Below are 25,687 nucleotides of genomic sequence, written 5' to 3' on the forward strand. Positions count from 1 at the left end.
TCCCGTACCGAGTGACAACCGTTTTGCCGCCCGACTGCCCAAATCCCGGTATATGTTGTACGACGCCGTCGCGAATCCCGGCACCGTCACCGTCGACGAACTCCGGGCCGCCTACGAAGACGAAGTCCGCGAGGCAGTTGCTGCGACCGGGACGACCACCGCCGCCGACGCCGCCAACGTTTCTGAAGAGACGCTCTCGAACGGGGTGCTGGAACTGACGCTCGAACAGGCCGCGTCGATTCTCGCGCTCGCCGACGGATACCCCGACGCAGACGCCATCGTGTGGGAGTTCCGCGACCATCTCCTCATGGGAATGACGACGGGAATCCTCGACGTGGACACACTCGCGTCCGAAGTCGACCTCGACCTCTCTGGGCAGGAGATTCAGCAAGCTATCGAGGGCCGGACGGCGGCGACGCTCGACGAACTCGCCGCCATCCACCACGTCATCGCCGTTCGAAACGAGCGATGAGGGTCGCCATCCTCGGCTGTGGCTACGTCGGCCTCGAACTCGCCCGCCAACTCGTCGCCGACGGCCACGACGTGTGGGGCGTCCGGCGGTCTGACGCCGGTCTCGACGCCGTTTCTGCAACCGGTGCGACGGCGATTCGTGCCGACGTGACCGACGCGGAATCTCTCGAGAACATCCCCGACGTGGACCACGTCGTCTTCGCGGCGAGTTCTGGCGGGCGCGGTGCGGATGCGGCCCGACGAGTCTTCGTCGAGGGGCTCCGAACCGCCATCGACCACTTCGCCGCGCGCGACGACGTGCCGGACAGAGTCGTCTACACGTCGAGTACGGGCGTCTACGGCGACCACGGCGGTGCATTCGTGGACGAATCGACCCCGCTCGACCCGACGACCGACAAGACACGCGTGCTGGCCGAGGCAGAACGCGTCGCACGCGAGTACGCCGCCGAGTGCGGACTCGACGGTACTGTCGCTCGCTTCGCCGGTCTCTACGGTCCAGACCGGTATCGCCTCGAACGCTACCTGACCGGCCCGGTCACCGAAGGCTATCTCAACATGGTCCACCGCGACGACGCTGCCGGTGCCGTCGCGTACCTCCTCGAAACCGACCGCGCACGAGACGACACAGTCCTCGTCGTCGACGACGAACCCGTCTCGAAACACGCGTTCGCAGATTGGCTTGCCGACGAGTGCGGCGTTCCCCGCCCCGAAAAGCAGTCGAAAGCCGACCGACTCAACGATGGTGACCTCTCCGAGGCCGCTCGTCGTCGCATCCTGACGAGCAAGCGCTGTTCGAACGAGCGGCTCCGAAAACTCGGTTACGAGTTCACATTTCCAACATATCGAGCTGGCTACCGCGCGGCAATCGACGCCTATCGGGCGAATCACCACTGAGCATCTTCTCTCGCCGATAGGTTTGGCCCCCAGACAACCTGTCAATCGTGAATGCTCGAATAGGGGGAATATTCATAGCATCTCCTCCAGTCGTCTTGGGTATGGCCGGTTCGGTGGGGCAGTACGACTCGACCGAGATATTCGAGTCGGTTGGCTCGTTCGTCAGCACTCACCCGGAGTTAGCGGCGGCCATCGTCGTCGGAATCGGTGCCGTCGTCCTCGCGCTCTACGCCGCGATTCGCTTCAAGCGCCCGATGGGGACACGCTTCGTGGAGGCACTCGAAGATGTTGACGAAGTGGCGGTCCTCATGCACCCCAACCCGGACCCCGACGCGATGGCGGCCGCAATCGGCGTCGCCTGTCTCGCAGAACAGGTCGGCACGACGCCGACGATTCAGTTCGCAGGGCAGATTCGCCATCAGGAAAACCGCGCGTTCCGAACCGTGCTCGACCTCGATTTAGACGCTATCGACCACGTGAGTGACCTCGCCGCCGAGGCAGTCGTCCTCGTGGATCACAACTCCCCGCGTGGATTCGCGGGGGCAGAAGGCGTCCTCCCGTACGCAGTCATCGACCACCACCCCGGCGATGGCACGGGCGAGGCGTTCACCGACGTGCGCACCGACTACGGTGCCTGTTCGAGTATCGTCGCGGAGTACTTCCGAGACGTTGGCGCGAAACCCGTCCCCCCGGACATGCACGCGAGCGAAGTCAACTCGACCTACACGGTTCCCTCGCAAGTTGCGACGGGGCTCGTCTACGGAATTCTCACCGACACCAAGAACCTCACAGCGGGATGTTCGTCCGCCGACTTCGACGCCGCGGGCTATCTGTTCCCCGGCGTCAACGAAGACCACTTGGACCGCATCGCCAACCCCGAAGTCTCTCGCGAAGTGCTCGAAGCGAAAGCACGCGCCATCGCTGGGCGCGACGTTCGCGGCCCGTTCGCCGTCGCCGACATCGGGTCGCTCTCGAACGTCGACGCGATTCCCCAGGCGGCAGACGAACTCATCCAGCTCGAAGGCGTCACCGCCGCCGTCGTCTGCGGCGAACGCGACGGCAACGTCTATCTCTCGGGTCGCTCCCGCGACGACAGAGTCCACATGGGCCGAACCCTCGAAGCGGCGCTCACCGACTACCGTGGTGCCAGCGCCGGCGGCCACGCTCGCATGGGTGGCGGACAGATTCTCCGCCCTGACACCGTCGCTGACGGCGGCAACGGGAACGGCATCGTCCGTGACGAACTCATCGAGGACATCTTCGAGGCGCTCACGGGCGACATCTGACGCGTCGTCGAAGCGTTCGCTGTTTGCTGTTCGATGCTTGGCTGCCGAAGCGTTCGATTCGATGTTCACTGCTTGGCTGCCGAAGCGTTCGATTCGATGTTCACTGCTTCGCTGCCGAACCGGTGGCCCTTAACCGTCTGCCAACCTAGCGCCGCGCATGGCTACTGAACGGGGGACGTGGACCTACCGTGATCGCTTCGGCGACAGTTTCGGTCGGACCTTCTTCCGTCGATTCGGCCCCGGTGTCGTGTCGAGTATCGGCATCGGGACGTATCTCGGAGCGCCAACAGACGAGGTAGACGACAGATACCGTGAGTCGCTCGTGCTCGCACTGGAGAGCGGTATCAACCTCGTCGATACGGCGTCGAACTACCGCCACGGCCGCTCAGAACGCGTGGTCGGCGACGCACTCCGCGAGACAGCGACCGACCGCGACGCCGTCGTCGTAGCGTCGAAGGCAGGGTTCGTCCCCTTCGACCGCTCCAAGCCAGAAAACCCCGGCCAGTACATCCGAGAGACAGTTCTCGACGCCGGACTCGCAACTCGGGACGAACTCGCACACGGCAGTCACACCATCGCCCCGCAGTTCGTCGACGAGATGGTCGACCGCTCGCTCGACCTCTTGGACCTCGACCACATCGACCTCTACTACCTCCACAACCCCGAGACACAGTTGGCAGTCGCCGACTGTGAGACGGTGTACGACCGCATCGAGGCGGCCTTCGAAGTCCTCGAACGGCGCGTCGCCGCCGACGATATCGGTCGGTACGGTGTCGCCACGTGGGAGGCGTTCCGCGTCCCACCCGACCACGACGCGTATCTCTCGCTTCCAGAAGTTGTTCGTCGGGCCGAACGCGCGGCCGAGACAGTCGGTAACGACGAGTCTGGGCTCGACGCGATACAACTCCCGTTCAACGTCGTGATGGCCGACGCGTTCACCGTCGATGCCCACGAGACCGATGATGGCGACCTGACGAGTGCGCTGTGGTACGCACACGAACACGACCTCCACGTCTTCGCCAGCGCGAGCATCGCACAGGGTGACCTCGCACGGGAGATTCCGGAATCCGTCTCCGACGTGCTGACGGGAGAGACGCTCGCGCAACGCGCGCTCAACTTCTCACGGAGTGCGCCCGGTGTCACTGCCGCATTAGTCGGTGCGTCGTCGCCTGACCACGTCGCAGAAAATGTTGCCGCTGGCACGTTCGACCCGCTTGGCGCGCGGGCATTCGATTCGGTCTTCGAGTGACGGCGAGAGAGGGTGGTTCGGTCGGTGTGATTCGAGAGGGTTGGTGTCTTATCTGAGTTCTTTGTACTGGACCCCACAGTCGGGGCAGATGCGGAGCGCGAACACTTCGTCCGGGTCGTTCCGTTTCTTCAGTGATTCGCCGCACTCTGCGCAGGTCAGTCGCCCGTAGGTGTCTTTATCCAAGTCGCCGTCTCGAAGGCCCTTCCGCGTTGTCTTCATGAATCTTCGTTTGTGTAACGCACATAAAAAGCCGCCGGCAACCCGGCAACTGAATCTCGCTTCGAAAGGGTTGTCACTCCAGGGACCGGGGTTTCGAGCGTGTCACGTGGCCGCCTCTTTGGAACCCTCTGTGGGATGATATTTCTCGTCAATCTGGCGCGAGTCGTCTTTGCCCCTCTCCTCGGTGAGTTCATCACGTTCTTCGAAGTCAACCGAGCGACTGTCGGATTCGTCGCGACGCTCGTCTGGCTTGGGAGTGCAACCCTCCGAATCCCGACGGGATGGATTCTCACGCGGGTTCCCCGCCACTACGTCGTCCTCGGTACCGGCGTCATCCTCATCCTCGCGTCCACGTTGACCGCCAGCGCCCAGTCGATCGAGATGTTGATGGTCGGTGCTGCGTCCATGGGCCTCGCTTCGGGTGCATACTTCGTCGCGGCGAATCCACTCGTGAGCGAACTGTATCCAGAGCGCGTGGGACGCGCGATGGGTATCCACGGAACTGCGAGCGCACTCGCCGCCGTGACCGTCGCTCCCTTCGTCACGCTCGTCCTCGCTGTCGGGCCGGAAATCGTGACTCGTTACGGATTCGTCTCGGCGTCGTGGCAACTCGTCTTCGTCTGTATCGGTCTCGCCGCCGCCATCGTTACCGTCGCACTGTTCCTCACCGCACGTTCGACTGACCTCCCGGCTGCTGGGGCGTCGGACCGTGACCTCCTCGAGGCCGTCCGCAAAGAGTGGCGTATCATTCTCACCGGCATCGTCATCCTCGGATTCACGGGATTCGTCTGGCAAGGCGTGTTCAACTTCTACGAACTCTACATGGAGACGAAAGGCCTCCCGCCGGCGACAGCGCGCAACATGCTCACCGTCGTCTTCGGCGCGGGTGTGCCGGCGTTCTTCGTCTCGGGGCGTCTCGCGGACAGACTCCCACGGGTGCCGTACATCCTCAGCGTCCTCACCGCGTTCGTCGCCTCGCTCCTCGTCCTCACCCAGACGACGGGCTTCGTCGCCTTGCTCGTCGTCACAGCTATCATCGGATACGTCATGCACAGCCTGTTTCCGGCGCTCGATGCGTACTTGCTCGACACGCTCCCCGACGAGAGTCGTGGCAGCGCGTACTCCGTCTATTCGTTCGGGATGATGATTTTCCAGGCAAGCGGGTCGGGCGTCGTCGGCTATCTGACCGACGTCGGGTACTCTTTCGACCAAGTGTTCGTCGGATTCGCCCTCGGACTTGGTGTCGTCGTCACGGGATTAGTCGTCTTCCAGCGGACCGGTCGGATTCCAAACTGAGCGACAGCGTCGGCAGTCGCCGCCACTCTCGCCGCACTTTTGCTCACCCAGTCCCACGACTCAGTCGATGGAGTACGTACAAGAGCGGGTCACCACGCTCCACGACCTCTCTGGGTCGATTCCGGACGCCCCGATAGACCGGGCGGCCGTCGTTGTCCCGATGACCGAACGGGAGTACGCCGGCCTCGCGGCCGAACACGTCCTCTCGACACTGGAGTCGCTGTCGCCCGCCCGCGTCGTCGTCCCGCTTCGCGCACCCGCCGAGCGCGTCGTTCCGTTCGTCGACTGGTTGAACGAGTTCGACCTCCCGCTCGACGTGGTCTGGTGTGATGGACCTCGCGTAACCGAACTCCTCGACGACCACGGCATCGACGGCGAACGAGGGAAAGGCCGAGACGTCTGGTTAGCCCTCGGCTGTGCCGCCCGCGAGGAGTACGTCGTCGTCCATGATGCAGACACGAAGACCTACGACGAACGGTACGTCACGAGACTCTTGTTCCCCCTCGCTCACGGCCACGACTTCTCGAAGGGATACTACGCCCGCGTCGAAGACAGCACCCTGTACGGCCGCCTCTTTCGCCTCTTTTACGCCCCGCTGGTCCGCACGCTCGCCGACGAGACGAACGCGCCAATCGTCCACTATCTCGACTCGTTCCGGTACGCACTCGCTGGTGAGTTCGCGATGACGAGCGACCTCGCACAGAAGATGCGGTTGCCTCGCGCGTGGGGTCTCGAAGTCGGCACACTGGGTGACGCATTCACTCACGCAGGATTCGACAGAAGCGCGCAAGTTGACCTCGGTTCGTACGAACACGACCATCGGGCCATCAGCGGCCCGACCGGACTCTCGGATATGAGCGAGTCTGTCGGCCGGACGCTCCTCCAAACGGTAACTGAACACGGTGTCTCTCCCGACTACGAGACACTCGCCGAGCGGTATCGCGAAACTGGCTACCAGTTCGTCGAACAGTACGCCGCCGACGCGGCGTTCAATGGATTCGGCTACGACCGAACAGGTGAACGCAAGCAGGTCGAGACGTACGCCGACGCCGTCGTCGAACCGGACGAAGACCCCCGACTTCCACCGTGGGCGGACACATCGATTTCGCCCGAGGACGTACTCACTGCTGCGGCCGATGACATCGCGGCGATACAGGAGGGACGATGAGCGAGTCGATGTACGACGACCTGGCGGGCGTCGTCGACCTCTTCGGAGCGCTCACTCGCGAGGAACTCGAAGATGCACTCGACGAACTCGCGTTCAAGCAGGGCCGCGAAACGGACACCAACGCACTCTCTGATGCAATCTCGGACGCCATCGAAGCCTACTACCTCGTCGCGTACGACCCGGATGCCGTTGGGGAGCGTGAAGATTCACCCTCGGATGCGGACAGCGACGAACCGAGTGAACTCATCACTGTCGGACCGATGGCCTTTCCGACGTTGCCGCCGCGGGCAGAAGACCTGCCACACATTCTCGACTATCCCGAACGCGAGGTGCCGCGTGACGAACTCGCGACACAGGTCGAAGCGCGTCTGCGTGCGGCCGCGGCGGCCGCAGTCAACTCGGATGACACCGACGAAATCGCCCGACTGCTCGACGTGACCTACGACCTCGAAGCGTGGGCGAACACCGACGTGGCGGAGATTCGAGAGCGACTCGACGCAGCATTGGCCGAAGAGGGGCAGGCCTAAGTCGCGCCGTCACTTTACGATGTGTGACGATGGACCTCGCGGGCGTCACCCGACACGAACCGGTGGCAGTCGAGGCGGGACGACGGGCGGCGGTCATCGCCCCCGTTTTGTTCCGCGACGAGCGGCCGCACGTTCTGTTCACGAAGCGTGCGGACCACCTCGGACAACACCCGGGCCAGATGAGTTTCCCCGGCGGCGGGAGCGAACCTGTCGACGTGGACCTCAGAGCGACTGCCCTGCGAGAATCCAACGAAGAGATTGGGCTCCTCCCAGAGGAAGTCACGTTTCACGGCCGTCTCGACGACATCCAGACCGTGACCGATTACGCCGTCACCCCGTTCGTGGCGACGATTCCTGACCGCGAGTACGAACCAGACTACCGGGAGGTCGCCGAGATTGCCGCGCTCGCGGTAGACGACCTCACCGACCGGGCGAACTACGAGTCGGAACTCCGTGACCATCCGAAGTACGGCGAGGTTCGACTCCACTTCTTCCACGTCGACGGCTACACCGTCTGGGGTGCGACGGGGCGAATGCTCGTGCAACTCCTCGAACTCACGACAGAGTGGGAAGCCCCGCCAGAAGTCGACCGAATCGTCGATGCGGACGCCGACTACCCAGTGTAGCCGGTTCCTTTTTCCTGTCTCTTGCTTCCTGTTTCTCACAGACATGTGTCGAGACGGGCGACAGACCGAATGACTGGTCTCCGAGCCACAGACCGAATGTCGCCTCCGAGCCACAGCATCGCGTCCTGCAACGCTCACTCACCAGTGTCGCCACTGCTCGCGGTGTAACACACGTCAAAAATCAGCCACCGAAATCCCCCTCTCGTCTGGCCGGTATCCGGCCTTCAGCCGAGGAGGTATTTGAGCGCCGGGCGCTGGCGGACGAACTCCATCTTCTGGATGATGGCGTCGAGGCCGTAGATGCTCCCCGCAGCGGTGGTGCCGATGACGAGGAACAGCAGGAGGCCGAAGAGGTCGCCGTTGACCAGGCCGTGGCCCCAGTCGGCGTTCCCGAGGTAGAAGAACACCATCAGGACGCCACCGAATAAGGCAGCGAGCCGGGTGAGTGCCCCGAGGAGGATTCCCAGACCGATGAGGAATTCACCGACGGGAATCATGAAGTTCGTCAGGTCGAGCAGCCACGGGGTGTTCGCCGCGAAGACGAAGAAGCCGTGGATGGGCGAGCCACCGGTCGCGTTGGCCAGCCAGCCGCCTGCGTTGAAGGCTTCGGGACCCATCAGTTTCCCCCAGCCCGCGTGGAGGAACCAGTAGCCCGTCAGGATGCGGACGAGCAGGAGGACGTACCCAGTGACGCCCTGCGAGTAGTCGAAGTCCATGCGGTTCCCCAGCATCTGAATCTGTCCGGTTTCGGCCATCTTAGTTCACCTTACATCTGAAACGTCGGGCCGACATGCCATATAAAGAGAGAATGATTTCCGAATCTTTGGAACTGGGAATCATCGAAACAGCACCGCTGAGCCCGTTTCCTCCCCGAATTCGCCAGTTCACTTGATTAGACAATTGCCCGAACTTCACAATTCTGAGAGTTCGAGAGGCGAACCACCGACTGGCGGCTATGTGTGGAACAATCGTGACAGTTTGTGCATCTGGTGCTGTCGCCGTAACTGCAGTATATAAGGGTCTGTTCGCGAGGTTAGCATCGCCGTCATCGACAGGGTTTTGCCGTCAACCGCGCTATCCGTTCTCACATGGTCGCACAGACGATGGATCGCGTTCCGCGACGGTACTGAAATTTTTGTGGTGATAGCATGCTGACCGCCGGACGTGCGGTCTCGAAAGCTGGATTGGATGCGGTCGCACTCAAACCCGCCGAGTGTGACGTGCGTCGAGCGCTCGATATCCCGCTGGATATCGTCGCCATCGATTACGAAGGTCCGCACAGGATGCCCGACAGCGACGTTCTCGAAGCGCTCGCCGAAGAGAAAGAAGTCAGACTGACGACGCCAGTTCGAGTCGATGGCTTCGACCCACTCGGTGACGACTCGCTGTTCGATTGGGTTCCTGCGGGTGTCAATCAAGTGCTGGTCGCTGGTCACCCCGCGTATCTGACCGACGAAGAAAAGCGGCGGCCAGTCGCACCTCGACTCCGCGCCGCGCGAGAGCGTGTCCCAGACGCGTGGGTCGGCACCGAGGGAATCGAGCGAATCGCGCTCGCCGCCGGTGGCACCCAGTACGAACTGCTGTCGCGTTCGACCCGCCGCGACGTTCGTGCGCTTCGGGCCGCCGGATACGACGGTGAAATCGCACTCTACGCACCGACTGTCCTCTCCGCCGACGATGACGAGATTCTCGACGCTGTCGGCGCGTACGTCTCACGACGCCGACCCGTCGCCCGGGCGCTCCCGGACGGCGCGCCCACCGACTCGTCGGCCGAGGGTCGCGCGCGTGAGGTTCTCCTCAAGGCCGCCCGCGACTACGCGCTCATCGGGTCTGTCGCAGACGTTCGCGAGCGTATCGACGACCTGCGCGACATCGGTGTCGACCTCTTCGTCGGCTACCCCGCACGCGGCGTCGACGAGTTCACCACGTAGGGAACTCGCTCTCCACCCCCATTCATTCAAATAGCATGCCGACTCAGCGGTGCGTATGGATACTCCCGACCGAGTCGCCGTCGTCGGCGCGGGCGCAGTCGGTCTGACTGTCGCCCACGACCTCGCAACTGGCGGCGCGCACGTCTCGCTCTTCGAGCGGGACGCACCCGGGTCGGGGATGACTGGCCGCGCAGCAGGCATCTGTTACGACGCCTACGCCGAGGATATCGACGTGTCGGTGGCCGACCGAGCGATGGAGCGAATTCGGTCACTGTCGGGAACTGGTGAGTTCATCTTCCACGAGACGCCGTACGTCTTTCTGGCGCGCGAGGGCGACGACGCCGCAGTCTCTGCGCTCGAAGAGGCAGTCGAACGAATGCAGGTTCACGGCCGCGAGGTATCGACGGAGAGCGCCGACGAGGTTGCAGAGCGGTTCCCCATCCGAACCGACGACGTTGCGTTGGCGGGCGTCGCGGAGAATGCTGGCTGGGCCGACCCGGCGACCTACGTCGACCTGTTCGTCGACAACTGCGAAGACGTGGGCGTAGAGTTCCACGTCGGCGACGCGGTGTCTGTTCGGGCCGACCCACCGAGTGTCGTCGTCGACGGCGACGTGGTCGACGACGACGTGACCGACGTGTTCGACGCCGTCGTCGTCGCGGCGGGCGTCCACTCACGCCGCGTGCTCGAAGCCGCAGGCTATCCGATTGCGCTCAAACCGTATCGGGTGCAGGCGCTCGTCGGTAGCTGCGACTACCACGGACCAATCGTCTACGACGCCACGGACGAGTCGTATCTCCGACCCCATCCGTCGGGCGTCCTCGCAGGCGACGGTGTCGAACCAGTCGAGGCCACCCCGGACGAGTGGGACGAAACCGCAGACGACTGGTTCGTCCGCGACTCGCTCGCGGCGGCCGGGCACAGAACCAACACAGACCCGAGCGTCGAGCGGGCGTGGGCGGGGCTCTGCGGTGCAACACCGGACAGAAATCCACTCGTCGGCGAAGTCGCAGACGGCGTCTACGTCGCGTGCGGGTGGCACGGCCACGGATTCATGTGGGCACCGGCGATAGGGGAACTCCTCGCTGGAGAGATTCTCGAGAACGCGGGCGTCGTCCCCGACCCGTTCGACCCGCGTCGGTTCGACGGCGACGAGTCGTTCGCCGTCGTGGAGGGGATGACGCAACCGGACGACACCGAAACAGAGGGACGACCGAACAGAACCGACCGACAGTGAGAGAACTCAGGCGTCCTGGTCGTCGACGTCGTCGTAATCGACAGCTTCGTCCGCGGATTCGTCGCCTTCTTCGGTGACTTGGATGTCGCTGCTGCGTTCGTCTTTGGGAATTCGAATCTGTATCGTGCCGTTCTTCTTGACCGTCGCCGACCCCTCGGCCGCTTCGACGGCGGCATCGGAGGGAAGCGGTGCGCTCCCCGAGAGCGTCAGGCCGCGGCCGGGGAAGCGCATCTCGAAGCCTTCGTGGAAGTCGCGGAAGCGGTCGATACGAATCTCGACTTCGCCGTCGAGGAAGCGGACCTGCACGTCTTCGGCGTGGGCACCCGGCGCGTCGAAGACGAGGAGATAGGCGTCGTCGGATTCCAGCAGGTCGTGGGCGAGCGGTTTGCGCTCTTGCATCTGGCTGATGCCTCGACCGACGCGTTCGAGAACCGCGTTGGCCGCCGACTCGCCGAACTTTCGAAGGTCGCTCACAGTTGAATCTCCTCCAGGAACTGCTGTTCGCCGCAGTACGGGCAGTCGAAGTCTGCGAGCGTCACGTCGTGCGGCATATCGTAGGTGTAGTGCAACTCGAACATGTCGAGTTCGCAATCTTCGTTGGTGCACTTGATTTCGAGCGTCGAAGGCATACCCGATTGTAGCGTTCCCACGCTCATAAACGCGCGGGAGGCGGAACTCGTCACACGTCGGGGGAGTCGTCTCATCTCGCCCGTAGAACCTCGTGGTCGTCGTCGCTTCTCGCCGCGACGGTGCTGGACGCTCACAACCCTGACGCTGGACCGGTTGCGTTTTCAGCGTCGAACGCGAATCGCGACCGATGACCGACCCCGCCGACCTCACCGTGACAATCGTCGACGGATACGTCGACGAACCGGCGCACTTCGGGGTGCCGCCGTACATCTCGACGTATCCGCGATTCACCGCAGGTGCGGTGGTCGACGCGGGCGTCCCCGAGTCCAACGTCGTCTATCACACCATCGACGAACTCCGCGACGACCGCCAGAAGTGGCGCGACGTCGCCGACGCGGACCTCATGATTTACATCGGCGGCATGACCGTCCCCGGCAAGTACGTCGGCGGAACGCCCGCCGAACCCGACGAAGTCCGCGAACTCGCGTGGGTCGCCGACGGAACCGCGCTCATGGGCGGGCCGATTCGCTTCGGTGTCGGTGACGAAAACGCCGGCGGACAGGACATGCAGCGCAAGGACCTCGACTACGACTTCGTCGCCAAAGGCGACATCGAGGCGGCCGCCTACGACCTCGTCGATTCCGGTCTCGAAGGCTTCGGGAACCGGATGCGCGACAACGAGGAACTCGACCGCTGGGCGGCTAACGGGGCGTTCGTCGTCGAACAACACCCGAACCACCCCGACCACCTCATCTGCGAGATGGAGACCTCTCGCGGGTGTGCCTACAGATGTTCGTTCTGTACCGAACCGCTCTACGGAAATCCCGCCTTCCGAACCGCAGACTCCGTCGTCAGGGAAGTCGAGAATCTGTACAACCGAGGCGCACGGCACTTCCGCCTCGGCCGACAGGCAGACATCCTGGCGTTCGGCGGCGACGGCGAAGCACCGAATCCAGACGCACTGCGTCGTCTCTACGGCGGCATCCGCGAGGTTGCTCCCGACCTCGGGACGCTCCACCTCGACAACGTCAACCCGATTACCATCGTCAAGTGGCCCGAAAAATCGCGCGAAGCACTCCGCATCATCGCGGAACACAACACGGCAGGCGACACCGCCGCATTCGGCCTCGAATCGGCAGACCCCGTCGTTCAGGAAGAGAACAACCTCAACGTCTCCGCGGACGAGTGTTTCGAGGCGGTCAAAATCGTCAACGAAGTCGCTGGGTGGCGGCCCGGTGACGACCCGGCAGACGCGCCAACACACGGCCCGGACGCCGCAAGTCGCCTCCCGAAACTGCTGCCCGGAATCAACCTCCTCCACGGCCTGAAAGGCGAATCCGAAGAGACGTTCGCGCACAACAAGCGATTCCTCCAGCGCGTCTACGACGAGGGCCTGATGGTCCGCCGTATCAACATCCGGCAGGTCATGGCGTTCGACGGCACGGACATGTCCGAGACTGGCGCGTCTATCGCCCGCGACCACAAACAGCTGTTCAAGACGTACAAACAGGAAGTCCGCGAGGAGATCGACCGACCGATGCTCCGACGGGTCGCCCCGCCGGGGACCGTCCTCCCGGACGTTCACCTCGAATATCACCAGGACGGGCGGACGTTCGGCCGGCAACTCGGAACGTACCCACTCCTCGTCGGCATCCCCGGCGAGCGAGAACTGGGCCGGACCGTCGATATCGTCGTCACCGACCACGGCTACCGGTCTGTCACGGGCGTCCCGTATCCGCTGGATATCAACGACGCGTCGATGGACGAACTGACGGCGATTCCCGGTATCGGCCGGTCGACTGCCGGCGACATCGTCGTGAACCGCCCCTACGACGACCCGGCCGACGTGGGTATCGACGCGAATCTACTCAAATACGTTCAGTAGAGGATACAGCGCTTCTGACGGCGTTCTTCACGTGAAAGAGTACTCTCTCGTTCACTCGCAAGACCGGTGGGTGGTTCACTCGTAACCGTGGTCTGTCTGGGTCGAGACAGCGTCTGTTCGTGCGAGTGCGGCAGTACTACGAATGAATCGGCAGCAATCACCCCGAGAGAGGACAGCAGCACCGCAGTGTTCGAAAGATGAAGCGCTTAGAAGTCGTCTTCGACCACTTCGCCGACTGCGAAGTTAGACTTGACTTCGGTGATTTCGACTTTTACGCGTTCGCCAACGTCGGTTCCGGGGACGATGATGACGTAGCCACGCTCGACGCGGGCGATGCCGTCACCTTGCTTGCCGATATCCTCGATTTCGACGTATCGAAGCTCACCGGGTTCGACCGGCGGTTGTGGTTCGGCGGACGGGGCCGTCTCGCCGCTCGATTCAGGCTCGACAACTTCGTGCGTTTCACGAGAGATGAGCGCGACGCGATACGTCTCGCCAGGGTCGATCGCCCCATTTTCGACTTCGCGGCGAGGAATCTCGACGATATATCGGTCGTCCTCGGTGCGAACGTCAGCATTGAACAGACACAGGAGTTTATCTGAGATTTCCACCGTTAGACCTCCATTATGTGGTCATCCCGAACTGTTAAAGATGTACCGCCGTCCCTGACATTCGGCACTCACACGTCCGACCCATCCGGGGATTTGGCACCTTCAGAGTCGTGGACGACCACCTCACCCGGACCAGTTTCGACCGGGGAGTAGGCGTCCGAGACGGCGACTGCTTCCTCGATCTCGCGGATGGCGCGTTCTTTGAGTGCACTCGCCAGTTCCGCTGCGTCTGCCCGTGAGATATCTCGGCCGAGGCCTTCACACTCGTGTGCGCGGACGACTCCTGCTTCGTCGACCGCCTCGCCCATCGGTTGACTCGTGCCCGCGAGGTCGACGCTGAACGGGTACGTCTCGCAGATGAGTGGTCGGTCCGCGTGGACCTGACAGGCTCCCTTCCCCGCGTCGTCTTCTTCGTAGAATCGGCAGTCGCCGCAGGCGTTCGTCTGGAGTGCCCACTCGAACGTCTCGCCTTCGAGGCCGTCGTCGCCCTCGACGAGGCCGTAGGGCATGGGACGAGCGACGTCTCTCCACTCCAGTGAGGCGTCCGAGCTGGAGGCCACGGCGACGGAGTCGCCGTCTGCGTCGTAGTTGGTCGCTTCCTGAATCCTCCGCACTTCGTCCGGGAAGATAGTCGCGGTGTGGGGTTCTCGGTCGCCGTCGTCCGTCTCGTATCCTTTGCAACACGCGCCACAGCGTGTGCATTCGAAGCCGAGCGACTCGATGGCGTCGGCCAGTTCCGACACGTCGAGGTCGCGGGCGCGTGCGAGTTCGGCTTCGAGGTCCATACCCCTGATGCGAGCGCGAGCGTCAAGAGGCACGCGGTTCAAAGCGACCAGGAGCGTTCGCCGACCGTTGTCGTCACCGACTCAACGGGGAGTGACGTGTTCGTTTTCGGGGTCCCACCGGACGCGACGCTCGGCCGCGAGTTTCTCGATGTGGGCGACGACCGTCGCGCGAGCGAGGTCACGAACGGCCGAGATGTCCTTGTCGTACGCGGCGTCGGTGACGGCGTCGGGCGTCTCGTTGCCCGCGCGGATGGCGTCGAAAATCTTCGATTCGCGGGCGTTTCTGTGGTCGATGAGGCGAGCCAGTGTCGCGCGCGAGTCGGTAATCGGTGGGCCGTGGCCGGGATAGAGCGTGTCCGGGTTCCGCGCGTGGAGCCGTCTGAGTGCGACGAGGTAGGCGCGAACGTCGCCTTCGGGCGCGCCGACGACGACGCTCCCTTCGGCGACTGCGAGGTCACCCGTCAGGGAGTCGTCGCCGACGACGAACGTCACGTGGTCGCGTGCGTGCCCCGGTGTGTCGAGTACCTCGACACCGGATCCAACGGGGATGGTCGTCCCCTCGACGAAGGTCTGGTCTGGTTCGACGCCAGTCGCGGCGACGAACTCGCGCTCTCGGCCGCGACGACACCAGACGGTTGCGCCTGTGTCGCGCGCGTAGTCGGCCACCGCACCGACGTGGTCCGAGTGAGTGTGGGTGACTGCGACGTGGTCGAGGCCCGTTTCGACGAGTGCGTCGAGTTCGGGCGTTCGGGCCGCCGGGTCGACGAGCAAACGTTCGCCGCCGTCGGAGACGAGATAGGCGTTGGTCGCACCAGTAGGGGCGCGAGTCGCGACGGGAACCGAGACGCGCGTGACGTGCATGCCGACGGCTACGCTCGCGGGTGGTTTATCGGTTCGGCAGAAGTGGTGGCTTGGTCTGCGGGGTGCGCCCCCGCGGGCGTAGTCGACTGCGATTCGGTGGCCGTCCAGTTTACGTGTTGAGGAAGTAGACCTGCTTGCGCGCGTCCTTGAAGGAGTAGCGCGAACCGACGAGGTCGGACTCTTCGAGACGGTTGAGAGCGTAGCGGACGGTGCGGTCCGGCAGCAGCGACTCTTCTGCGAGTTGGCCCTGCGAGAGCGGGGCATCGCTTTCGAGAACTTTGGCGACGAGTTTCGCACTCGGCGGTAGTTCGCGGAGGCGGTTACGGAACTCGGCTTCCGTGAGGATGTCTTCTGTATCTGGCTCTGCGGTAGTGGTGCTCATACCAGTGTCAGATTGTTCCTCTGTGTTAAGAGTTAGCTTCAAGTGTGACAAAACAATGCAGACACCTTATACACATATTATCGTCTGCGGTTCGGGAGACATTCGCCACCCAGCAATCGATTTATCAGGCCTTCTGCATCGTATCGACCGCTGGCGCGCCGACGTGGTAGCTCCCCATCGGCGCGTGGCAGTCGGGACAGTGGATGATGAGATACTCTTCGATGACGTGACGCGTCAGTTCTTCGGCGTCGTGTTCCGACCTGCAACTTCGGCACGTTGGCATATACCATGGTATGCGTTCTACAGATGAAAGTATATCCATAGACCGCAACGGATATCCAGTACCGTTTTACCATCGCCCCCGCGACTATGCGTAGCGTGAAAGGAAAGGAGTGGTACCAGGCCGACGAGGTCGCCCAGGAGTACGACTCGAAGCGGTTCTCCAAGGGTGGTCGGCTCATCGACCGGCGAGAAAAAGAGGCAGTCCTCGCGGCACTCGGCCCTGTCGAGGACAAGAATATCCTCGAAATCGCCTGTGGGACCGGTCGGTTCACCGTGATGCTCGCCCAGGAGGGAGCGAACGTCGTCGGACTGGACATCTCGCGGGCGATGATGGTACAGGGGCGGGAGAAAGCCCGAGCAGCAGGAGTCGCCGATCGGATCGAGTTCCTTCGGGGCGACGCTGCACGGCTTCCATTCCCGGATGACTACTTCGATGCAGTGTTTGCGATGCGGTTTTTCCACCTCGCGGACACACCAGCGAAGTTCTTGGCGGAGATGGCTCGCGTCTCGAAAAATCAGGTGTTTTTCGATACATTCAACGACCAGAGCCTTCGCGTCGCGTACAACTGGTTGCTTCCGATGGGGTCGCGACTCTACTCCGAAACGGAGGTCAACAGACTCCTCACCGACGCGGGACTCGAACTCACGGACGCCAAACACGACTTCGTCGTTCCGTTCGGATTCTACCGAAAGGTGCCGAACGGGATCGCGCGGCCGTTCCGGTCGCTCGACCTCTCGGTCGGTAGCTCACCGATTGGTGACGATATCGCATCGGTGTCGTACTGGAACGCCAACGTCGAAGGTGCGGCGACAGCAGCGCGTGCATCGACACGCGCAAGCGATGCTGAGTAAGCGTTCGTGACGCCTTCTCTCGATACACAGTAACACGGTTGCCGATTCACATTTAAGTGCGTCCATCGCAAGTGTCGGGTATGGAACTCTCGGTTGTGCTTCCGACCCTCAATGGTCGGGAGCGTCTCGCCACCAGCCTCGACGCGCTGGCGGAGTACGCCCCCGACGCCGAGGTTATCGTCGTCAACGGCCCTTCGGCCGACGGAACGACCGGGATGGTACGCGAACGCGACGACGTAGACGTACTCGTCGAACTCTCCGACAGAAATCTGAACGTCGCACGAAACGCGGGCATCGAAGTCGCACGCGGCGACGTCATTGCCCTCCTCCGATACGACCTCGCAGTCGAACCCTCGTGGCTCTCGGCACTCGAAGACGCCATCGACGACGCCGATGTCGCCACCGGACCGCTCCATCAGACGCTCCGTAACGGGATGACGACCGAATCGGTAGAGGAAAACACCATCGCAGGCCGCGAGGTCACCTACTTCAACGGGAGCAACGTCGCCTTCCGCCGCCACGTCATCGAATCGCTCGACGGGTTCGACGAGTATCTCTTGACTGGCGGTGCTCGTGACGCCGCACACCGCCTCGCATCTCTCGGTCGAGACGTCGCGTGGGCACCCGAGATGTGCGTTCGCCGTGAGTTCGAAGCCGATGGCGGTATCTCGGAACAAGAGTGGGGGTGGAAGTATCGAGCGTTGACCTATCGCCTCGTAAAGAACTACGGACTTCGACCGGCGACCATCAAACGAACCGTCAAACACGCCGCCTCCGACGCGGGCCAAGCCGCCGTGGGCGTTCTCAAAGGCGACGTAACGCCGTCTGGGTGGGTTGGAACTGGACGCGACGTGATTACTGGCATCGCGACAGGTGCGTCCGATGGGATGGTCGCTCGCGCCCGTGACCGCTCTCGGGCCCGCAATCCACACGGGTGTTCTGCGCGCGCGGACCGCGCAGTCGCCCGCTACGACTGGCGCTAACAGTCAGGACTCTCCCGGCCCGAGCGCCGAGATGACTCTGGCAGCGTTTTTCGAGAACGCACGAGCCAACGCGTCTTCCGACACGTCGAGTGTCAGTATCTCCATGACGCCGACGTTCGGGTGCGTCTCCGGTGCGCCACTCCCGAACAGGACACGGTCTGGATGTTCGAGGAGCGCCTGTTCGAGAACACTGCGATAGCGGACGAAACTCGTTTCGAGATACAGGTCCTCGTGGTCGTCGAGGAGTTCCAGCGCGTCGTCCATCAGGTCTCGGTCGAGTGGGAAGCCACCGAAACTCGAGAGAATCACGGGGAAGCGTCCTAACAGCGACTCAGCGACCGCACTTGGTTCGAACTCCTGTCCGCTCTGGACGAAGACGGGGAGGCCGACGTCTTCCAGCATCGAGAGCGTCTCTTCATCCGGCAGGCCATCGATGGCCGGCGCGAGACTGAATCCGTGAAACCTGTCGTCGTAGGCGTACTGCTCGACGTCGTCGGGGTCCGTGTGGTAGTCTTTTCGCGACGACGTGAGATTCCGGAGTCGAGCAGACGTCCGTCCACTCGGGTCGCGCGGCCCGTTGACGCGAGCAAACGCGAGGAACGGTCGGTCCACGCTCATCCGCGCGACGGCGTTGTTCGGCCGGAGGTAACTCTGGTCTCCGGGTTGGGCACCCGGCGACACGATCGCCCGAACGACACCCGCCTGATGCAGTTCTCGTTCTAATCGCTCGGGGCTAATCTCTCGCCCGCGCGTCGCAATCGACTGTTTGTCTGGGTCGAGGCGAGCGTTTACGTCGACCACCCTGAACCCGTGTTCCAACTCCAGCATCATTCTTGGGTCACCCGTGTTCGTCAAATAGGTTGTAGAATCACGGCGCTGAATACGTGTTGGCCGTTTGAATTGCACCAGCACGTTTCGACGCCAGCCGCGGGAGAGATTCGAGACAGGATTCCGACAGCATTCGAGACCACAATTAGGACAGCATTCTGATAGCATTCGAGGCAGAATTCAGACAGAACTCGAGACAGTCATTTCTCCCAGAGTGCCGCGAGAGAATACAACGACGCAGCTTTTTGGTCTGTTCCGGCTATCGTTCACTGTGTGTCTGATTGCTGAGGTTCTCGTTCCCCTTTCTGTACTCCCACTCGGTCTGTCAGTCGAACGATACGACGTCGACGTCGAGCTGGAACGAGTCATCTCGGTTTCGGCGGACGAGCCCTCGTACGTTTGGGTGTGGGGCCCTGACGCAGCCGATTTCCTCGACGCATTCGAGTCTGTGCGTGACACATCTGCGGTGGAACTCATCGAGGCGGTTCCGAACGGGGCACTCTACGCGGCTGACTGGGATTTCACCCAGGACCGACTTTTCGCGGGAGTATCGAACTTCGATGCCGTCCTCCTCGAATGTGCCACCACCACCGAATCGTGGCGACTCAAACTTCGTATTCCGTCCCATAGCGCACTGAGCGACTTACGCCGATACTGGGCCGCCCACGGCATCGACTCCGAATTCGACCGCATCACTCCCCTCGACTCCGTCGAAACGTCTGTCAGTGACGAGTTGACCGAGAGCCAACGCGAGGCGCTGCTTCTCGCACTCGAACACGGCTACTTCGACGAACACCGGCGAACCTCACTCGACGAACTCGGTGCAGAACTCGATATCTCGCGACAGGCCGTTGCGGCACGTCTCCGGAGGGCGTACCGAACGTTCGCGGAGTTGACACGGGAACAGGGTCGTTGACCCGCAAGATTACATAGTCAACCCACACCCATACGTACTCCACTACCGTTGCGAACAGTATGGACGACCAGCTGGACGAACACGCTGGGTCCGTGGTAACCATCTCCGCTGACCGATATGACGAAGTCGCCGTTGCAATCACCTCTGCTGTCGCGACAGCAACTGAACTCAGCCCACTCGAACTCCCTCCATTAGCCGACATCGGGGTGGACCCTGAAGCGTTAGACGCCCTGTTCCAACCCTCTCGTGATGCATCTCGGCATATTCGGTTCCACTACGCCGGATTCCTCGTCTCACTGTTCGGCGATGGAACGGTGACTGTCGCAAAAGGAGAGGATTGACCAGCTGACCACGTGACTCTTTAGCTCGGCAACCGCCACCCTGTCGTGCGATTTCTTAGCTCACCCCACGCCGAAACATATTTATAGAACTGCAATCGTTGTTAGCGCTTGAGGTTTCAATATGGCTTCACGAATGCAGCAACCGTTATACATTCTCGCAGAGGGCTCGAACCGAACGCGCGGCCGCTCCGCACAGGACTCTAACATCCGTGCCGGCAAGGCCGTCGCAGAGGCAGTACGGACCACACTCGGTCCGCGCGGCATGGACAAGATGCTCGTCGACTCCTCCGGTGAGGTCGTCATCACGAACGACGGTGCGACCATCCTCGAAAAGATGGACATCGAGCACCCCGCCGCGCAGATGATCGTCGAAGTGTCCCAGACGCAAGAAGAAGAAGTCGGTGACGGGACGACCACCGCCGCCGTCCTCACGGGCGAACTTCTCGCGCACGCCGAGGACCTCCTCGACTCCGACCTCCACCCGACCGTCATCGTCGAAGGGTACACCGAGGCGGCCCGCATCGCACAAGAAGCGGTCGACGACATGGTCCTCGACGTGGACCTCGACGACGACCTGCTCCAGAAAGTCGCCGAGTCCTCGATGACCGGCAAGGGAACCGGCGACGTCACGGCCGACGTGCTCGCGAAACACGTCGTCAAGGGCGTCCGAATGGTCCACAAGGACAGCAACGGGAAGTTCCACCGCGAAGACGTTCGCGTCCTCACCCGCACGGGCGCATCGTCGTCTGCGACCGAACTCGTCGAGGGTGTCGTCCTCGACAAAGAACCCGTCAATGAGAACATGCCCCACTCCGTCGAAGACGCGACTGTGGCCGTCCTCGACATGAAACTCGAAGTGCGCAAGAGCGAGGTCGACACCGAGTACAACATCACCTCCGTCGACCAGCTCACCGCAGCTATCGACGCCGAAGACCGCGAACTCCGTGGCTACGCGAAGGCACTGAAGGACGCCGGCGTCGACGTCGTGTTCTGCACGAAGGCCATCGACGACCGCGTCGCCGGGTTCCTCGCCGACGCAGGCATCCTCGCGTTCAAGAGCGTCAAGAACTCCGACGCTCGCTCCCTCGCCCGTGCGACGGGTGCAAAGCGCCTCGGGTCGCTCTCCGACCTCGAAACGTCCGACCTCGGGCACGTCGACTCCGTCAGCATCCGCCGCTTCGGTGACGACGAACTCACCTTCGTCGAAGGCGGTGCCGCGGCCAAGTCCGTGACGCTGTTCCTCCGCGGTGGCACCGAGCACGTCGTCGACGAACTCGAACGCGCTATCAACGACTCCATCGACGTGGTCGTCGCCGCCATCGACAAGGGCGGTGTCGTCCCCGGCGCTGGCGCGACTGAAATCGCGATTGCCGACCGTATCCGGTCTGAAGCCGCCGGTATCGAGGGTCGCAAGCAACTCGCTGTCGAAGCCTACGCCGACGCCGTCGAAGCCCTCCCACGAACGCTCGCAGAGAACACGGGGATGGACCCCATCGACGCGCTCGTTGACCTTCGCGCTCGCTACGAGAAGGAAGGCATCGCCGGCATCATCTCGACCGGCCGTGCCGGCGAAATCGGTGACCCCGTTGAACACGGCGTCATCGACCCCGTGGCCGTCAAGCGCGAGGCCATCGAGTCCGCAACCGAAGCCGCGACGATGATCGTCCGCATCGACGACGTCATCGCTGCCAAGTAAGTAGTCACGGACGACTACATCTGTACTGCTCATCGACGGCACGCCTCTCGCCGTCGGGCTATTTCGTGTCGCTTTTCGTTCACTCATTCGCTCGTCGTCGACCGTCCACTCTCGAAGAGAGTCTTCCAAACAGCCAGTATATTCAACTGACAGGAGGGCCGAACACGACACAGTATGTCCGACAATGTCGGGCTTCCAGAAGCCGTGTCGATGGCACTCGGTGGAATGGTTGGCGGCGGCATCTTCGCCGTTCTCGGTGTCGTCGCGGGTGCGACAGGGACGCTCGCGTGGGCAGCGTTCGTCGTCGCTGGCGTCCTCGCGCTATGTGCAGGATACTCGTTGCTCCGGTTGAACAGTCTCTGTGATTCCCCCCGAACGCCAGTCGGGTACGTCCAGCGATTCACCGGAAATACGACGCTCTCGGGTGTCGTCGGGTGGACGTTCGTCTTCGGATACGTCGGGACGATGGCGATGTACGCCTACGCGTTCGGTGGCTATTTCACCGAACTCACTGGCGTCTCGACAGTGGACCTCACCGGTCTCGTCGGTGTCTCGACAGTGGGGTCGTTCGCGCTCCAACCCGTCATCTCGGTTCTCGTCATCGCGGTGTTCGTCGGACTCAACATCTTCGGTGCGCACGCGTCTGGTCGCGCCGAAGACGTTCTCGTGGGACTCAAAGTCGCTATCTTGCTCGTCTTCGGCGTCGGTGGCGTCTCCTACGGAGCGACACACGGCGGCCTCGAATTCGGCCTCGGCAACGTCGGCGTCGGGCCACTCGTCGCGGCCGGCATCTCGTTCGTCGCGTTCGAGGGGTGGGAACTCCTCTTGTTCGACCAAGAGAGCATCGAGGACCCGCGCGAGACCGTCCGAACGGCGGTGTACGTCTCCATCGTCGGCGCGACTGGGTTGTACATCCTCGTCGCACTCGTGACCACGAACCTCGCAGGGACACAGGCAATCCAACAACACGCCGAGACCGCGCTCGCTATCGCTGCCCGGCCCTTCCTCGGGCAAGCAGGTTTCGTTCTCATCTCCGTTGCGGCGCTGTTCTCCACCGGAAGCGCAATCAACGCCACACTGTTCAGTTCTGCGCGTCTCTCGAAGAACCTCGTCATCGATGACTTGCTCCCGAGCAGACTCCGCGACGAGGAGGCCGACGAACCGATTCGACCACTGCTCACGCTCGGTGTGCTCGCCGCTGGATTCGCCCTCGTCGGGAGTTTAGACGCGATTAGTTCGTTCGCCTCACTCGCCTTCATCAGTATCTTCGGCGGACTGTGCTTCCTCGCCTTGCAGGAGCGCGAGAACCTTCTGAGCACTGCAATTCCGACGCTGGGGACTGTTGGTGCGGGGGCGTCTGTGGTCGCCCTCCTGTGGCATCTCTTCGACGCAGAACGCGGGACGTTCTGGACGGTGCTCGTCCTCGCTGTGGTGGTCATCGGCGTCGAACTCCTCTACTTCGAACGGGAACCGCTAGAACGCGAGGTTCGGTCGGTCGAACGCCGCATCGAAAACGAGGTGTGAGGCCAATCGCTGCCGAAACCGCTGCGTTTCCCCGTTCTATCTCGGTAGGTCACACTCGCGGCAATCGCCACTCGTATCGGAGCGCGAGCATCCGCACCGTGAACACGAGCGCGGCACAGAGCGCCGACGGAACGACAGTCGGTGCACCGACTGCCTCGGCGATGAGAAACGCCACACCACCGACGACCGCTGGAGTCGCGTAGAAATCGTCGCGGAGGACGGTTGGAACGCGCCCGATGAGGATGTCCGCGATAGAGCCACCACCGACGGCGGTAATCGTCGCGAGGATGACGATGCCGAACGGCGAGACGCCCGCCTCGACGCCGACGAGCGCGCCGGTTGCCGCGAACGCCGAGAGCCCAATCGCGTCAGAGGTCAAGAATGCGGGATGGTCTCGCACCTGCCCGTGCAGCGAGCGAATGAGGACGAGTGCGAGGCCCACACCGACGAGCGCGACGCTCATGTCTCCAGTCGTTGCGAGTGAGGCCGGGAGGCGGTCCACGAGAATATCTCGGGTCGTCCCGCCGCCGAGTGCCGTCACCACCCCGAGCACTGCCACGCCGAAGATGTCGAGGCCGGCGTCGGCGGCTTTGAGCGACCCGGCGATGGCGAACGCCAGCAGTCCGACGACGTTCATCACCGCGAAGGGGTCGATTGCTGCCGCCATCACTTGACAGTGAGAGTGAGGGTGTCGCCGGGCACGAGGCCGAACGCCTCGTCTCCTCGCCCGTGGTTTACGTCGCACTCGACGTTGCCGTGACTGCCGACTGTGACGAGTCGTTCACCGCGTTCGACTGCCTCGAAGGTGTGGCCCACAGGCACGGGTTCGCCGTTGACACTGACGGTGTCGTGGCCGCGGACGAACGACCCGGGAACGTTCGTGAGACAGTTGCCGAAGTCGTCGACGACGAGCACTTCGCCGCGTGCAGTCGTCGCGTCGACGTCGATATCTGCCACCGGAAACCGAAGGTCGGTGAGTGAATCGACCGAGAGTGCTTCGAATCGGTCGATGGTGTCGAGCGCGTCCGCGCCGACGACGTGGGCATCTGCTGCCGCAGGGGCGAACACGTCGCGTCCGTGGAAGGTCGTGGAGTCGGGGTCAGGGACGTGAATCTCGTAGGCTTCGACTGGGGTGTCTCCGTCGCCTTCGGTCTTGACCGGACTCTCTCCATCGCCTTTGGTCTCGACCGGACTCTCTTCGTTGCTCTCCGCTTCGATGCGACGTGCCGGGGGGCGAAGAACGCCGTTGTCGGGGCCGACGAAGACGTGGTCGCCGACGCGGAGGACGACTGCTCGGCGGTCGGTTCCGACGCCGGGGTCGACGACGGCGAGGTGCGTTGCAGGCGGGAAATACGGGAGCGTCTCGCGAAGCCAGAACGCTGCGGTGCGAACGTCCTGTCGGGGCAGGTCGTGTGCAACGTCGACGAGTCGAGCGTCCGTCTTGGAGAGGATGACGCCCTTCATCGCGGCGGGATACGCCGACCCGAAGTCAGACGCGAGCGTAATCATCTCAACAGGGGTTCGAATCGTCGGTGACACCGGACGATGCGGCCTCGGACCGGTCGGTGTCGGTGATGTGTTGAATTCGCTCGATACCGCCGATTTCGCGGATGACGTCGGCGACGGCATCGGGAACGAGCGACTCCCAGTCGCGGTCTTCTATCATTCGCTGTCGCACTTCGGTCCCTTCCAACACGTCGCGGTTGAACATGGGCGACTGCCGAACTTCGACGCCCGCCTCCGTGAACAGTTGGATGACGAGCGGGTTGTTCGAGTACGCGACGTCGAACGCTGGCGACATCGACTGCACGTGACTGACCCACACCGAGTTGCGGTCGAGGTCCTCGATTGGGACCGCGTAGGTCGTGATGTCGAAATCAGAGACGGCCTTGTTGACCATCATGATTCGCTCGCCAGCAGTAAACGGATTCCGCGGTGAGTGTGAGTCACCTGCGGACCCGATGCCGAGGACGAGTTCGTCGACCTGTGAGGCAATTTCTTCGACCATTCGGTGGTGGCCGTTGTGGTACGGCTGGAACCGGCCGATGTAGAACCCCCGCATTGGTTGGCCGTTTGGTCGGACTACTTATAAATACGCCGAGTTGGTCTAAATCCGGTATTCTGGTGGTAGGGGCTTCGAAACATGCAGTATCGGCAATGTACGAGTTATGCAAATGGGGAGAAAGTATATCAGGCGTAGGGCCTAC

Annotated in this window: 30 protein-coding genes; 17 read left to right on the top strand and 13 right to left on the bottom strand. The window is 62.7% G+C overall.

Annotated elements, in window-relative coordinates; all coding sequences use genetic code 11:
• The first annotated feature begins 52 nt into the window (after positions 1 to 52).
• From ACK3SC_RS04595 to ACK3SC_RS04610, 4 genes are all read left to right on the top strand, one after another.
• On the top strand, positions 53 to 472 hold the full coding sequence (locus ACK3SC_RS04595) for a DUF5791 family protein (protein ID WP_416838936.1): 420 nt from the start codon (positions 53 to 55) through the stop codon (positions 470 to 472).
• Positions 469 to 1,365: an SDR family oxidoreductase gene (locus ACK3SC_RS04600; protein ID WP_416838937.1), complete on the top strand. Its 897-nt coding sequence runs from the start codon at positions 469 to 471 to the stop codon at positions 1,363 to 1,365. The genes ACK3SC_RS04595 and ACK3SC_RS04600 overlap by 4 nt, the downstream gene beginning before the upstream one ends.
• A gap of 101 nt (positions 1,366 to 1,466) precedes the next feature.
• Positions 1,467 to 2,651, top strand: a complete 1,185-nt coding sequence (locus tag ACK3SC_RS04605) for a DHH family phosphoesterase (protein WP_416838938.1) — start codon at positions 1,467 to 1,469, stop codon at positions 2,649 to 2,651.
• A 157-nt stretch (positions 2,652 to 2,808) separates the two neighbouring features.
• Complete coding sequence (locus ACK3SC_RS04610; RefSeq protein ID WP_416838939.1) at positions 2,809 to 3,900, top strand: aldo/keto reductase; 1,092 nt, start codon at positions 2,809 to 2,811, stop codon at positions 3,898 to 3,900.
• Between the two features lie 48 nt (positions 3,901 to 3,948).
• Here ACK3SC_RS04610 and ACK3SC_RS04615 read toward each other — a convergent pair whose 3' ends face one another.
• Positions 3,949 to 4,119 carry an HVO_0758 family zinc finger protein gene (locus tag ACK3SC_RS04615; RefSeq protein ID WP_416838940.1) on the bottom strand — a complete coding sequence of 57 codons (171 nt, stop codon included), beginning with the start codon at positions 4,117 to 4,119 and terminating at the stop codon, positions 3,949 to 3,951.
• A 135-nt stretch (positions 4,120 to 4,254) separates the two neighbouring features.
• Between ACK3SC_RS04615 and ACK3SC_RS04620 the strand changes: the two genes are divergently transcribed.
• The 4 genes from ACK3SC_RS04620 to ACK3SC_RS04635 all read left to right on the top strand — a co-directional run bounded on the left by ACK3SC_RS04620 (position 4,255) and on the right by ACK3SC_RS04635 (position 7,736).
• Positions 4,255 to 5,415, top strand: coding sequence for an MFS transporter (locus ACK3SC_RS04620; RefSeq protein ID WP_416839940.1), 1,161 nt, complete (start codon positions 4,255 to 4,257; stop codon positions 5,413 to 5,415).
• Positions 5,416 to 5,482: 67 nt separating this feature from the next.
• Complete coding sequence (locus tag ACK3SC_RS04625; protein ID WP_416838941.1) at positions 5,483 to 6,583, top strand: glycosyl transferase family 2; 1,101 nt, start codon at positions 5,483 to 5,485, stop codon at positions 6,581 to 6,583.
• On the top strand, positions 6,580 to 7,110 hold the full coding sequence (locus ACK3SC_RS04630; RefSeq protein ID WP_416838942.1) for a hypothetical protein: 531 nt from the start codon (positions 6,580 to 6,582) through the stop codon (positions 7,108 to 7,110). Before ACK3SC_RS04625 ends, ACK3SC_RS04630 begins: the two co-directional genes overlap by 4 nt.
• A gap of 29 nt (positions 7,111 to 7,139) precedes the next feature.
• Positions 7,140 to 7,736, top strand: a complete 597-nt coding sequence (locus ACK3SC_RS04635; protein WP_416838943.1) for an NUDIX hydrolase — start codon at positions 7,140 to 7,142, stop codon at positions 7,734 to 7,736.
• A 224-nt stretch (positions 7,737 to 7,960) separates the two neighbouring features.
• Here ACK3SC_RS04635 and ACK3SC_RS04640 read toward each other — a convergent pair whose 3' ends face one another.
• Positions 7,961 to 8,452, bottom strand: coding sequence for a DoxX family protein (locus ACK3SC_RS04640; protein ID WP_416839941.1), 492 nt, complete (start codon positions 8,450 to 8,452; stop codon positions 7,961 to 7,963).
• Between the two features lie 432 nt (positions 8,453 to 8,884).
• On the opposite strand from ACK3SC_RS04640, the gene ACK3SC_RS04645 reads away from it, so the two are divergent.
• Together ACK3SC_RS04645 and ACK3SC_RS04650 are read left to right on the top strand one after the other, a co-directional pair.
• On the top strand, positions 8,885 to 9,667 hold the full coding sequence (locus ACK3SC_RS04645; protein WP_416838944.1) for a luciferase: 783 nt from the start codon (positions 8,885 to 8,887) through the stop codon (positions 9,665 to 9,667).
• A 55-nt stretch (positions 9,668 to 9,722) separates the two neighbouring features.
• Positions 9,723 to 10,904: an NAD(P)/FAD-dependent oxidoreductase gene (locus ACK3SC_RS04650; protein WP_416838945.1), complete on the top strand. Its 1,182-nt coding sequence runs from the start codon at positions 9,723 to 9,725 to the stop codon at positions 10,902 to 10,904.
• A gap of 6 nt (positions 10,905 to 10,910) precedes the next feature.
• Here the strand turns inward: ACK3SC_RS04650 and ACK3SC_RS04655 are convergent, their stop codons facing one another.
• Both ACK3SC_RS04655 and ACK3SC_RS04660 read right to left on the bottom strand, forming a co-directional pair.
• Entirely contained in the window at positions 10,911 to 11,378 is a 468-nt protein-coding gene (locus ACK3SC_RS04655) for an Hsp20/alpha crystallin family protein (protein WP_416838946.1), read from the bottom strand.
• Complete coding sequence (locus ACK3SC_RS04660; RefSeq protein WP_416838947.1) at positions 11,375 to 11,533, bottom strand: hypothetical protein; 159 nt, start codon at positions 11,531 to 11,533, stop codon at positions 11,375 to 11,377. Before ACK3SC_RS04660 ends, ACK3SC_RS04655 begins: the two co-directional genes overlap by 4 nt.
• A gap of 188 nt (positions 11,534 to 11,721) precedes the next feature.
• On the opposite strand from ACK3SC_RS04660, the gene ACK3SC_RS04665 reads away from it, so the two are divergent.
• The gene (locus ACK3SC_RS04665) at positions 11,722 to 13,419 is read left to right on the top strand and encodes a radical SAM protein (RefSeq protein WP_416838948.1); all 1,698 of its coding nucleotides are present in this window, start codon (positions 11,722 to 11,724) and stop codon (positions 13,417 to 13,419) included.
• A gap of 206 nt (positions 13,420 to 13,625) precedes the next feature.
• Here the strand turns inward: ACK3SC_RS04665 and ACK3SC_RS04670 are convergent, their stop codons facing one another.
• From ACK3SC_RS04670 to ACK3SC_RS04690, 5 genes are all read right to left on the bottom strand, one after another.
• Positions 13,626 to 14,030, bottom strand: coding sequence for a TRAM domain-containing protein (locus ACK3SC_RS04670; RefSeq protein WP_416838949.1), 405 nt, complete (start codon positions 14,028 to 14,030; stop codon positions 13,626 to 13,628).
• A 68-nt stretch (positions 14,031 to 14,098) separates the two neighbouring features.
• On the bottom strand, positions 14,099 to 14,815 hold the full coding sequence (locus tag ACK3SC_RS04675) for a YkgJ family cysteine cluster protein (protein ID WP_416838950.1): 717 nt from the start codon (positions 14,813 to 14,815) through the stop codon (positions 14,099 to 14,101).
• An 81-nt stretch (positions 14,816 to 14,896) separates the two neighbouring features.
• Positions 14,897 to 15,676, bottom strand: coding sequence for an MBL fold metallo-hydrolase (locus ACK3SC_RS04680; protein WP_416838951.1), 780 nt, complete (start codon positions 15,674 to 15,676; stop codon positions 14,897 to 14,899).
• A gap of 109 nt (positions 15,677 to 15,785) precedes the next feature.
• Positions 15,786 to 16,058 carry a winged helix-turn-helix domain-containing protein gene (locus tag ACK3SC_RS04685; RefSeq protein WP_416838952.1) on the bottom strand — a complete coding sequence of 91 codons (273 nt, stop codon included), beginning with the start codon at positions 16,056 to 16,058 and terminating at the stop codon, positions 15,786 to 15,788.
• A 124-nt stretch (positions 16,059 to 16,182) separates the two neighbouring features.
• Positions 16,183 to 16,341, bottom strand: a complete 159-nt coding sequence (locus ACK3SC_RS04690) for a hypothetical protein (RefSeq protein ID WP_416838953.1) — start codon at positions 16,339 to 16,341, stop codon at positions 16,183 to 16,185.
• A 95-nt stretch (positions 16,342 to 16,436) separates the two neighbouring features.
• On the opposite strand from ACK3SC_RS04690, the gene ACK3SC_RS04695 reads away from it, so the two are divergent.
• Entirely contained in the window at positions 16,437 to 17,192 is a 756-nt protein-coding gene (locus ACK3SC_RS04695) for a class I SAM-dependent methyltransferase (protein WP_416838954.1), read from the top strand.
• Between the two features lie 80 nt (positions 17,193 to 17,272).
• On the top strand, positions 17,273 to 18,175 hold the full coding sequence (locus ACK3SC_RS04700; protein WP_416838955.1) for a glycosyltransferase family 2 protein: 903 nt from the start codon (positions 17,273 to 17,275) through the stop codon (positions 18,173 to 18,175).
• Between the two features lie 3 nt (positions 18,176 to 18,178).
• On the opposite strand, the gene ACK3SC_RS04705 is transcribed toward ACK3SC_RS04700, so the two are convergent.
• Positions 18,179 to 19,003 (bottom strand): amidohydrolase family protein, encoded by an 825-nt coding sequence (locus ACK3SC_RS04705; protein WP_416838956.1) that lies wholly within the window; start codon positions 19,001 to 19,003, stop codon positions 18,179 to 18,181.
• 271 nt (positions 19,004 to 19,274) lie between these two features.
• Between ACK3SC_RS04705 and ACK3SC_RS04710 the strand changes: the two genes are divergently transcribed.
• The 4 genes from ACK3SC_RS04710 (at position 19,275) to ACK3SC_RS04725 (ending at position 23,480) form a co-directional block, all read left to right on the top strand.
• On the top strand, positions 19,275 to 19,919 hold the full coding sequence (locus ACK3SC_RS04710) for a helix-turn-helix domain-containing protein (RefSeq protein ID WP_416838957.1): 645 nt from the start codon (positions 19,275 to 19,277) through the stop codon (positions 19,917 to 19,919).
• 59 nt (positions 19,920 to 19,978) lie between these two features.
• Complete coding sequence (locus ACK3SC_RS04715; protein ID WP_416838958.1) at positions 19,979 to 20,260, top strand: HalOD1 output domain-containing protein; 282 nt, start codon at positions 19,979 to 19,981, stop codon at positions 20,258 to 20,260.
• A gap of 133 nt (positions 20,261 to 20,393) precedes the next feature.
• Positions 20,394 to 21,956 carry a thermosome subunit alpha gene (thsA, locus tag ACK3SC_RS04720; protein WP_416839942.1) on the top strand — a complete coding sequence of 521 codons (1,563 nt, stop codon included), beginning with the start codon at positions 20,394 to 20,396 and terminating at the stop codon, positions 21,954 to 21,956.
• 174 nt (positions 21,957 to 22,130) lie between these two features.
• Positions 22,131 to 23,480: an APC family permease gene (locus ACK3SC_RS04725; RefSeq protein WP_416838959.1), complete on the top strand. Its 1,350-nt coding sequence runs from the start codon at positions 22,131 to 22,133 to the stop codon at positions 23,478 to 23,480.
• 49 nt (positions 23,481 to 23,529) lie between these two features.
• Here the strand turns inward: ACK3SC_RS04725 and ACK3SC_RS04730 are convergent, their stop codons facing one another.
• Genes ACK3SC_RS04730 through ACK3SC_RS04740 form a run of 3 tightly spaced genes read right to left on the bottom strand, consistent with a single transcriptional unit; the run spans position 23,530 to position 25,542 of the window.
• A complete protein-coding gene (locus ACK3SC_RS04730; protein WP_416838961.1) occupies positions 23,530 to 24,147 on the bottom strand; it encodes a trimeric intracellular cation channel family protein in 618 nt (205 codons plus the stop codon).
• Positions 24,147 to 24,989, bottom strand: a complete 843-nt coding sequence (locus ACK3SC_RS04735) for an SAM hydrolase/SAM-dependent halogenase family protein (RefSeq protein ID WP_416838962.1) — start codon at positions 24,987 to 24,989, stop codon at positions 24,147 to 24,149. The genes ACK3SC_RS04730 and ACK3SC_RS04735 overlap by 1 nt, the downstream gene beginning before the upstream one ends.
• Position 24,990: 1 nt before the next feature.
• Entirely contained in the window at positions 24,991 to 25,542 is a 552-nt protein-coding gene (locus tag ACK3SC_RS04740; RefSeq protein WP_416838963.1) for a nicotinamide-nucleotide adenylyltransferase, read from the bottom strand.
• Between the last annotated feature and the right edge of the window lie 145 nt (positions 25,543 to 25,687).

Origin of the sequence: Haloferax sp. DFSO52, assembly GCF_048158745.1 — an archaeon.
Taxonomy (GTDB): domain Archaea; phylum Halobacteriota; class Halobacteria; order Halobacteriales; family Haloferacaceae; genus Haloferax.

Coding starts and splice junctions, on each gene's coding strand:
- ACK3SC_RS04675 (WP_416838950.1), bottom strand. CDS start 14,815: ATGGACCTCGAAGCCGAACTCGCACGCGCCCGCGACCTCGACGTGTCG.
- ACK3SC_RS04685 (WP_416838952.1), bottom strand. CDS start 16,058: ATGAGCACCACTACCGCAGAGCCAGATACAGAAGACATCCTCACGGAA.
- ACK3SC_RS04725 (WP_416838959.1), top strand. CDS start 22,131: ATGTCCGACAATGTCGGGCTTCCAGAAGCCGTGTCGATGGCACTCGGT.
- ACK3SC_RS04715 (WP_416838958.1), top strand. CDS start 19,979: ATGGACGACCAGCTGGACGAACACGCTGGGTCCGTGGTAACCATCTCC.
- ACK3SC_RS04620 (WP_416839940.1), top strand. CDS start 4,255: ATGATATTTCTCGTCAATCTGGCGCGAGTCGTCTTTGCCCCTCTCCTC.
- ACK3SC_RS04680 (WP_416838951.1), bottom strand. CDS start 15,676: ATGCACGTCACGCGCGTCTCGGTTCCCGTCGCGACTCGCGCCCCTACT.
- ACK3SC_RS04610 (WP_416838939.1), top strand. CDS start 2,809: ATGGCTACTGAACGGGGGACGTGGACCTACCGTGATCGCTTCGGCGAC.
- ACK3SC_RS04740 (WP_416838963.1), bottom strand. CDS start 25,542: ATGCGGGGGTTCTACATCGGCCGGTTCCAGCCGTACCACAACGGCCAC.
- ACK3SC_RS04650 (WP_416838945.1), top strand. CDS start 9,723: ATGGATACTCCCGACCGAGTCGCCGTCGTCGGCGCGGGCGCAGTCGGT.
- ACK3SC_RS04730 (WP_416838961.1), bottom strand. CDS start 24,147: ATGGCGGCAGCAATCGACCCCTTCGCGGTGATGAACGTCGTCGGACTG.
- ACK3SC_RS04595 (WP_416838936.1), top strand. CDS start 53: ATGTTGTACGACGCCGTCGCGAATCCCGGCACCGTCACCGTCGACGAA.
- ACK3SC_RS04665 (WP_416838948.1), top strand. CDS start 11,722: ATGACCGACCCCGCCGACCTCACCGTGACAATCGTCGACGGATACGTC.
- ACK3SC_RS04625 (WP_416838941.1), top strand. CDS start 5,483: ATGGAGTACGTACAAGAGCGGGTCACCACGCTCCACGACCTCTCTGGG.
- ACK3SC_RS04700 (WP_416838955.1), top strand. CDS start 17,273: ATGGAACTCTCGGTTGTGCTTCCGACCCTCAATGGTCGGGAGCGTCTC.
- ACK3SC_RS04630 (WP_416838942.1), top strand. CDS start 6,580: ATGAGCGAGTCGATGTACGACGACCTGGCGGGCGTCGTCGACCTCTTC.
- ACK3SC_RS04735 (WP_416838962.1), bottom strand. CDS start 24,989: ATGATTACGCTCGCGTCTGACTTCGGGTCGGCGTATCCCGCCGCGATG.
- ACK3SC_RS04690 (WP_416838953.1), bottom strand. CDS start 16,341: ATGCCAACGTGCCGAAGTTGCAGGTCGGAACACGACGCCGAAGAACTG.
- ACK3SC_RS04605 (WP_416838938.1), top strand. CDS start 1,467: ATGGCCGGTTCGGTGGGGCAGTACGACTCGACCGAGATATTCGAGTCG.
- ACK3SC_RS04705 (WP_416838956.1), bottom strand. CDS start 19,003: ATGCTGGAGTTGGAACACGGGTTCAGGGTGGTCGACGTAAACGCTCGC.
- ACK3SC_RS04635 (WP_416838943.1), top strand. CDS start 7,140: ATGGACCTCGCGGGCGTCACCCGACACGAACCGGTGGCAGTCGAGGCG.
- ACK3SC_RS04660 (WP_416838947.1), bottom strand. CDS start 11,533: ATGCCTTCGACGCTCGAAATCAAGTGCACCAACGAAGATTGCGAACTC.
- ACK3SC_RS04645 (WP_416838944.1), top strand. CDS start 8,885: ATGCTGACCGCCGGACGTGCGGTCTCGAAAGCTGGATTGGATGCGGTC.
- thsA (WP_416839942.1), top strand. CDS start 20,394: ATGCAGCAACCGTTATACATTCTCGCAGAGGGCTCGAACCGAACGCGC.
- ACK3SC_RS04615 (WP_416838940.1), bottom strand. CDS start 4,119: ATGAAGACAACGCGGAAGGGCCTTCGAGACGGCGACTTGGATAAAGAC.
- ACK3SC_RS04600 (WP_416838937.1), top strand. CDS start 469: ATGAGGGTCGCCATCCTCGGCTGTGGCTACGTCGGCCTCGAACTCGCC.
- ACK3SC_RS04640 (WP_416839941.1), bottom strand. CDS start 8,452: ATGGACTTCGACTACTCGCAGGGCGTCACTGGGTACGTCCTCCTGCTC.